The organism is Planctomycetota bacterium (assembly GCA_033763975.1).
In the GTDB taxonomy this organism is placed as follows: Bacteria; Planctomycetota; Phycisphaerae; order Phycisphaerales; family UBA1924; genus RI-211.
The window spans coordinates 427,038-434,106 of record JANRJM010000013.1 but is presented as its reverse complement, the minus strand read 5'-3'; the positions used below and the strand labels follow the sequence as shown (position 1 = coordinate 434,106).

6 protein-coding genes are annotated in these 7,069 nt (G+C 72.3%); 1 reads left to right on the top strand and 5 read right to left on the bottom strand.

Features of this window, described 5'->3' with window-relative positions; genetic code table 11:
- The 4 genes from SFY69_09150 to SFY69_09135 form a co-directional block, all read right to left on the bottom strand.
- Positions 1 to 1,129: class I tRNA ligase family protein (locus SFY69_09150; protein MDX2132207.1), on the bottom strand; the 1,129-nt coding region annotated here is incomplete at its 3' end.
- A gap of 60 nt (positions 1,130 to 1,189) precedes the next feature.
- Complete coding sequence (locus tag SFY69_09145; protein MDX2132206.1) at positions 1,190 to 2,722, bottom strand: cyanophycin synthetase; 1,533 nt, start codon at positions 2,720 to 2,722, stop codon at positions 1,190 to 1,192.
- Between the two features lie 133 nt (positions 2,723 to 2,855).
- The gene (locus SFY69_09140) at positions 2,856 to 3,344 is read right to left on the bottom strand and encodes a DinB family protein (GenBank protein ID MDX2132205.1); all 489 of its coding nucleotides are present in this window, start codon (positions 3,342 to 3,344) and stop codon (positions 2,856 to 2,858) included.
- A complete protein-coding gene (locus SFY69_09135; protein ID MDX2132204.1) occupies positions 3,335 to 4,138 on the bottom strand; it encodes a pyridoxine 5'-phosphate synthase in 804 nt (267 codons plus the stop codon). Before SFY69_09135 ends, SFY69_09140 begins: the two co-directional genes overlap by 10 nt.
- 48 nt (positions 4,139 to 4,186) lie before the next feature.
- Here SFY69_09135 and SFY69_09130 point away from each other — a divergent pair, with 48 nt between their 5' ends.
- Entirely contained in the window at positions 4,187 to 5,956 is a 1,770-nt protein-coding gene (locus tag SFY69_09130) for a tetratricopeptide repeat protein (GenBank protein MDX2132203.1), read from the top strand.
- 18 nt (positions 5,957 to 5,974) lie between these two features.
- Here SFY69_09130 and SFY69_09125 read toward each other — a convergent pair whose 3' ends face one another.
- On the bottom strand, positions 5,975 to 6,934 hold the full coding sequence (locus SFY69_09125) for a GDP-mannose 4,6-dehydratase (protein MDX2132202.1): 960 nt from the start codon (positions 6,932 to 6,934) through the stop codon (positions 5,975 to 5,977).
- Positions 6,935 to 7,069 lie beyond the last annotated feature (135 nt).

Below are 7,069 nucleotides of genomic sequence, written 5' to 3'. Positions count from 1 at the left end.
CGGCCTGGCGCTCGCGCTCGCTTTTGTTCTTGGCTTTGGTGACGTAGGCTTCGACGGCGGCGCGTTGTTCGGGCGTGGTGAGCGCTTCGACGGCCTCATGCTCGGGCGCGATGACCAGGAAGCTGACGCCGAAGATGGTGTCAGGGCGCGTGGTAAAGACTTCGATGTTAGCGGGAGGAGCAAGCCCGGCGGGAGGGGCAAGCCCCTCCCCTACACGGAAGCGAATGGAAGCGCCTTCGCTTTTGCCGATCCAGTTGCGTTGCTGGTCGATGATGGCTTGGGGCCAGTCCAAGGTCTCGAGGCCGCGCAGAAGGCGGTCGGCGTAAGCGGTAATGCGCAGACTCCACTGGCGCATGCGAACGCGCTCCACGGGGTGGCCGCCGCGTTCGGACAGGCCGTCCTTTACCTCCTCGTTGGCGAGGACGGTACCCAAGGCAGCGCACCAGTTCACGAAATCGTAGCTGAGGTACGCCAGGCGGTAGTGCTGCAGGAAGTCCTCGCGGGCTTTGCCGGTCAGGGCCTTCCATTCACTGGCGGTGATGGTAGGCGTGTCAGTATCGCAGGCGGCGCGGACGTTGGCGTTGCCCTCGCGGTCCAGAATGGCGATGAGTTCGACGATGGGGCGGGCTTTGTCGGCGGACTGGTCGTACCAGCTATCGAAAAGCTGGAGGAAGATCCACTGCGTCCAGCGGTAAAAGTCGGGGTCGCTGGTGCGGGTGAGGGTGTCGGGATCGTGTCCCAGGCCGATGACCTCGATCTGCTGCAGGTAGCGCTGGATGTTTTGCTCGGTGCTGATGGCGGGGTGGATGCCGGTCTGGATGGCGTAGTTCTCCGCCGGGAGGCCAAAGGCGTCGAAGCCCATGGGGTGCAGCACGTTGTAGCCGCGGGTGCGGTAGTAGCGCTTCAGGATGTCGGTGGCGATGTAGCCCAGGGGGTGGCCGACGTGGAGACCCGCGCCGCTGGGGTACGGGAACATGTCGAGGCAATAGAACTTGGGACGGGCGGCGTCGAACCCGGGCTCGCCGGGGTTCGGCTGGCGGAAGGCCTGCTCGCGCGACCAGGCGTCCTGCCAGCGGCGCTCGATCTCATCGGCGAGCCGGGCTGTGTAACGGTGGGTGGGCTCGGACATCGGCGGCCTCGGCCCGGGCCGCACGCGTGCGCCGCCCTCGGGCGTGTGCTGGGGGGGCGACTATAGCCGTTCGCCCGGCTTGCCCCGCGCGTCGCGCCCGCGTGCCACACCCGAGAGCTTGACCTCGCGCAGGGCGCCGTCGGGGACGCCCGGGGACGGCGCCGAGGCCTGGGCGTGGCGCTTGGCCTCCCCCGCGACGGCGAACGAGCCCGTGACGAGCACCAGATCGTCGCGGTTCACGGCGCGGGCGGCGAGTGCCAGCGCCTCGCGCACGTTGGGCGCGAGCTGGCTCATCTTGCCCGAGACCTCGGAGAACCGGCGCTGCAGGTCGCGCGGGTCGGCCGCCCGCGCGTTGCCGTGCGCGCGGGTGAAGATCACCTTGTCGGCCCCGGTCGCCAGGGCGGCGAGCATCCCCCCGGCGTCCTTGTCGCTCGCGCACCCGAACACGACCACCAGCGAGTCGTACCGCACCTGCGCCCCCAGCGCCTTGATCAGCGCCTGCACTGATTCGGGCGTGTGCGCACCGTCCACCACCACGCGTGGACGCATGCGCACGGTCTCGAGCCGCCCCAGGCTCGGCGTGGCGCTCAGCCCCTGCGCGACCGCGGCCTCGGGCGCTTCCACGCCCCGGGTCCGCAGCTTGTCGATGAGCGCGAGCGCGAGCGCGCAGTTCACCGCCTGGTGCTCGCCCTTCAAGGGGACCGGGAGGTGCTCGAAGCTGCTGCGGGGCGTGGTGACGACGACGCGCGTGTGCGGGCCCAGCTCGGGGCTCGATTCGAACCGGAAGGAATAGTCGATGTCCTCGCCCAGGAACTCGAGCGTTGTCCCGACCTCGGCCGCCCGCGCGCGCAGGACGCCCGCCACGGGCGCCGACTGCGGGACGCTGACGGCGGGGATGCCGGGCTTGATGATGCCCGCCTTGTGCCGCGCGATGTCCTCGATGGCGGGCCCGAGCAGGCGCGCATGCTCGACGTGGATCGCCGTGATGCCGCAGGCCTCGGGCGTGATGATGTTGGTCGCGTCGTCGCGTCCGCCCAGGCCGACCTCGATCACCGCGACGTCGACCGCCTGCTCGGCGAAGTGCAGGAACGCGGTCGCCGTGAGCAGCTCGAAGTACGTCGCGTCGCCGTGCGCGCGGGCGATGGCGTCCGCCGCGTCCGCGGCCCGCGCGAGCAGGGTCGAGAACGCTCCCCGCCCGATGGGGTCGCGGCAGATGCGGATGCGCTCGGACATGTCCACCAGGTGCGGGCTGGTATAGAGCCCGGTCGCGATCCCGCACGCCTGCAGGCACGACGCGAGCATCTCGCACACGCTGCCCTTGCCCTTGCTCCCCGCGACGTGCACGCACTTGAACGACGACTGCGGGTTCTCCAGGCGATCCATGAGCGCGCGCATGCGGTCGAGCCGGAAGGTCGCGGCACCATCGACCTGCGTCGGGCTCAGCGCCTCGACGTTTACGCGCGACTCAAGGAAGGCCAGCGCGTCGTCGTACCCGTGGAAGGCGCGGGACCCGCCCGCCGGAACGTGCGCCGGCGCCCGCCGTTTCCCCCGGACGCCGTCGGAAGCTGCTGGCTTGGGCTTCTTGCCGGACATGTCGAGAAGGCCCCCTGCGGTACTCTATCAGAATCCCCGGGAAACGGTTGCACTATCTTCCCCCGGTCGCTCCGACACCCCCCTGCTCGGGCGCAGCCCCAGGCGCCGGGGGGCGCGGGCCCGCTGCGGGCGCTCAGCGCGCCCGCCGACTCATCAGGATGAAATCGGTCGACGCGCGCTGCCCGCCGCACTCGCGCACCAGGCGCGCGACCTGCCCGCGGTGATACGTCGAGTGGTTGAGCACGTGCGTGAGAATCTCCCCCACGGTCGAGACGTAGGTCACGCCCTCGCTGCTCGTGTACAGGCACTCCTGCTCGAGGTCTTCCTCGCGCAGCCCGGCGATGTACGCGCCCCACGACGCATCCACCTCGGCCAGGCGCGCCCGCGTTTCCTGAGGCGTCAGCCCGGGGAACCAGTCGAGCGGATTCTGGTAGGGCGTGCGCCGGATGCGCCACATCCACACCTGGCGCGCCAGCGCGACGTGCGGCAGCAGCCCGACGAGCCGCTCCCACGCCTCGCCCCGCCGGTTGGCCTGCGGCACGCTCTCGATGGACGCGACCGCCAGCTCGTTCGCCCACGCCTCGTACGCCAGCATGCGCCGGAAATGCCCGATCAGTCCCATGACAGCCCTCCGACGTCCGCCGCCCACCCGCGCGAGCGCATCGCCTGCTTCATGTCGCGCACGGCCCGGCGCAGGCCGACGAAGATGGCGCGGCTGACGATCGCGTGCCCGATGTGCAGCTCGGCCACGCCCGGCAAATGGGCGATGGGCCCGACGTTCGCGTAGTTCAGGGCGTGCCCCGCGTTGAAGCGCATGCCCGCGGCACGGATCCGCCCGCCCGTGTCGCCGATCTCCGCGTACGCCGCGCGCAGGCGTTCGACGCGGAAATCACCCCCGCACGCGAGGAACGCCGCGGCGTAGGGGCCCGTGTGCACCTCGCACACGTCGAACCCCGCGTGCGCGCACGCCTCGACCTGGCGCGCGTCGGCGTCGATGAACGCCGACACCAGGCACCCGGCCTCGCGCAGGCGGGCGACGACGTCGCGCATGCGTGCCGCCTGCCCCGCCACGTCGAGCCCGCCCTCGGTCGTGACCTCGTGGCGCCCCTCGGGCACGAGCATCGCGCTGTGGGGCTTCACGCGCGTCGCGATGGCGATCATCTCGTCGGTGGCGGCCATCTCGAGGTTGAACTTGACGCGCACCAGCGGGCGCAGCAGCTCGACGTCGCGGTCGACGATGTGGCGCCGGTCCTCGCGCAGGTGCACGGTGATGCCGTCGCCCCCGCCCATCTCGACCTCGTGGGCGGCCCGCACGGCGTCCGGCTCGCCGTACTCGTTCCCCGAGCCCGCGCCCGGGCGGTAGCGCGCCTGGCGGATGGTGGCGACGTGGTCGATGTTCACCGAGAGCAGCGCCATGCGCACGAACGGTAGCGAGCGAGCGCGCCCCCGGTACGATCGTCGGCTATGGACATGGCGTTCATCCTGCGGGCGGCGGGTGCCCAGGCCGCCTCGGGCGACCTCGCCGGCGCGCGTCGCCTGCTGCACGACGCGATCGCGCGCCAGCCCGGCGCGCCCGAGCTGCACCGCGCGCTCGGGCAGGTGTGCCAGCGCGCGGGAGACGCGGCGGAGGCCGCCGGCGCGTTCGAGCGGGCGGTCGCCCTCGCGCCGGGCGTGCCCGGGCTGCGGGCGGAACTGGCCCGAGCACTGACGCAGGCCGAGCGGTACGCGGACGCGGCGGGGCACCTGGTGGCGCTGCACGCCGGGGGCCCGGCGAACCTGGACCTTGCCGCCGAGGCCGCCCGGGTGTGTCTCATCGCGGACCGCCCCGGCGACGCGTGGCGCGTGCTGCGCGAGACGGGGCAGGCCCGTCCCGACGACCCGCAGGTGGTGGTGCGCCACACGGACCTGGCGATCCGCGCGGGCGAGGTCGACCAGGCGGTGGGCGTCGCGCGCGAGGGCGTGGCACGGTTTCCCGAGTCGTCTGATGCGCTGCTGCAACTCTGCGTCGCGCTCGCGTTCGCCGACGGCGTGGACGCCGACGAGCACGCCGCGCTGCACCGGCGCCTGGGCGAGATGTTCCGCGATGCCGTGCCGCCCACGGGCGTGGCGTTCACGAACGCCCCGGACCCCGATCGCCCGCTGCACGTCGCGTTCTGGTCCACGGACTTCCGCACGCACGCGTGCGCGTACTTCCTGCGCGCGTTGCTCGCGAATCTCGACCCCGCGCGCGTGCGCGTGCACTGCTACGCCCTGAACGAGCCGGACGAATCGACCGGGTTCTTTTCGTCGCGCTGGGTGTACCGTGCGATGGGCGACCTGGGCGTCGAGGAGATCCGCGAGATCGCCCGGGCCGACGGCATCGACGCGCTCGTCGACTGCGCCGGCTGGTCGCGCGGGCACCGCATGGACGCCATCGCCCACCCCATCGCCCCCGTGCAGGCGGCGTGGCTCGGCTACTCCAACACGTGCGGCGTGCCGGGCGTGCACTACCGCTTCATCGACGCCGTCACCGATCCGCCCGGCGCCGAGCGCTGGGCCACCGAACGCCTCGTGCGCCTCGACGCGTGCTACCTCGCGTACGAGCCCGCGCCATTCGCCGCCCGGGGCGCCGCGTGGACGCCCCTCGCCAAAGACCCCGGTGCGCCGTTCACCTTCGGGTGCTTCAACCGCACCGAGAAGATCCAGCACGCGACATGCCGCGCCTGGGCCGCCATCCTGGCGCAGACCCCCGGCGCGGCGCTGCTGCTGAACGACCACCGCGCGCCCGGCGCCCGCGGCGCGGTCGCACGGCGTTTCCGGGCGGCCGGTGGCGATCCCGCGCGCCTGCGCTGGACCCCGTTCGTGCAGGCGCCCGGCTCGCACCTCGCCGCCCACCGGCACGTCGACCTCGCGCTCGACCCCTTCCCGTACAACGGCACCACGACAACATGCGAGGCGCTCGTCACCGGCACGCCCGTGCTCGCCCTCGCGGGCGAGGTGCACCGCGCGCGTGTGGGCGCGTCGCTGCTCGCGGCGTGCGGGCTGCACGACCTGGTCACGCCCGATGTCGAGTCGTACGTCCGCGCCGGCGTGGCGCTCGCGCACGACCCGGCGCGCCTGCACGCGATCCGCGGCGTCGTGCGCGAGCGGTTCTTCGCGTCGCCCGTGAGCGACTTCCCCGGGTTCGCGCGCCGGTTCGAGGCCGCCCTCCGTGCGTGCTGGCGCGCGTGGTGTGAAACGCAGCGCGGGGGCTGATCGTGCCGCGCGGCGGTTCTAGCGCGATTCCGCCCGCCACCAGTCCCACTGGCGGCGCACACCCTCTTCGAACGGCGTGCGGGGCGCGTACGAGAGTTCGGCCCGCGCGCGGGTGAGGTCGGCCCAGGTCCGCTCGACGTCGCCCTGCTGCATGGGCGCACGTTCGATGACCGCCGCCCGCCCCACGACGCGCTCGATGGTGCGGACCATCGCCGCGAGCGAGATCGGCGCATCGCTGCCGAGGTTCCACACGCGGTACCCGTGCGTGGGGATGCGGTCGTACGCCGCGAGCACGCCGGCGACGATGTCGTCGATGAACGTGTAGTCGCGGCTGGTGGTGCCGTCGCCGAAGAGCGTGATGGGCTCGCCGCGCGCGATGGCCGCGATGAACTTGGCGATGGCCAGGTCGGGGCGCTGGCGCGGGCCGTAGACCGTGAAGAAGCGCAGCATCGCCGTGGGCATGCCCGTGATGATGTGGTGGGTGTAGCCGATGAGTTCGCACGCGCGCTTGGTGGCGGCGTAGGGGCTGATGGGCTGCGAGACGTCCTGATCCTCGCGGAACGGCGCGGTGGTCGCGTTGCCGTACACGCTGCTCGATGACGCGACGACGAGGCGCCCCACGCCCTGGGTGGCGCACGCGTCTTGGACCGCCGCCGTGCCCAGCACGTTCGCGCGGGCGTAGCCGGCGGGGTCGGCGATGCTCGGGCGCACGCCGGCCTTGGCCGCGAGGTGGATGACGCCCTGCGGGCGCTCGCGCGCGAGCAGCGAGGCCAGCGCGCCCGCGTCGGTGATGTCGCCCTCGACGAACAGCACGCCCGCGCGGACGATCGCGTCGCGCGCTCGTTCCTTCACCGCTCGCGGATAGAACGGGTCGAAGTTGTCCAGGCCGATCACGCGCTGCCCGCGCGACGCGAGCGCGACGCACACGTGCGACCCGATGAACCCCGCGGCCCCGGTCACGAGCACTGTTTCGCTCATGCGTCAACCGTACCCGGTGCGGGCGCCGCGCCGATGCGTGCCTGAACACAATGTGAACACGTTCCAGACCCGGCGCTGGCGACAAAAAAACAAGCAGGGTGCCATCTTGTGGACGGCACCCCGCTGGAGGAGAGA

Excerpts from the sequence above, each read along its gene's own strand:
- SFY69_09145 (MDX2132206.1), bottom strand. The coding sequence starts at position 2,722 with ATGTCCGGCAAGAAGCCCAAGCCAGCAGCTTCCGACGGCGTCCGGGGG.
- SFY69_09140 (MDX2132205.1), bottom strand. The coding sequence starts at position 3,344 with ATGGGACTGATCGGGCATTTCCGGCGCATGCTGGCGTACGAGGCGTGG.
- SFY69_09135 (MDX2132204.1), bottom strand. The coding sequence starts at position 4,138 with ATGGCGCTGCTCTCGGTGAACATCGACCACGTCGCCACCATCCGCCAG.
- SFY69_09130 (MDX2132203.1), top strand. The coding sequence starts at position 4,187 with ATGGACATGGCGTTCATCCTGCGGGCGGCGGGTGCCCAGGCCGCCTCG.
- SFY69_09125 (MDX2132202.1), bottom strand. The coding sequence starts at position 6,934 with ATGAGCGAAACAGTGCTCGTGACCGGGGCCGCGGGGTTCATCGGGTCG.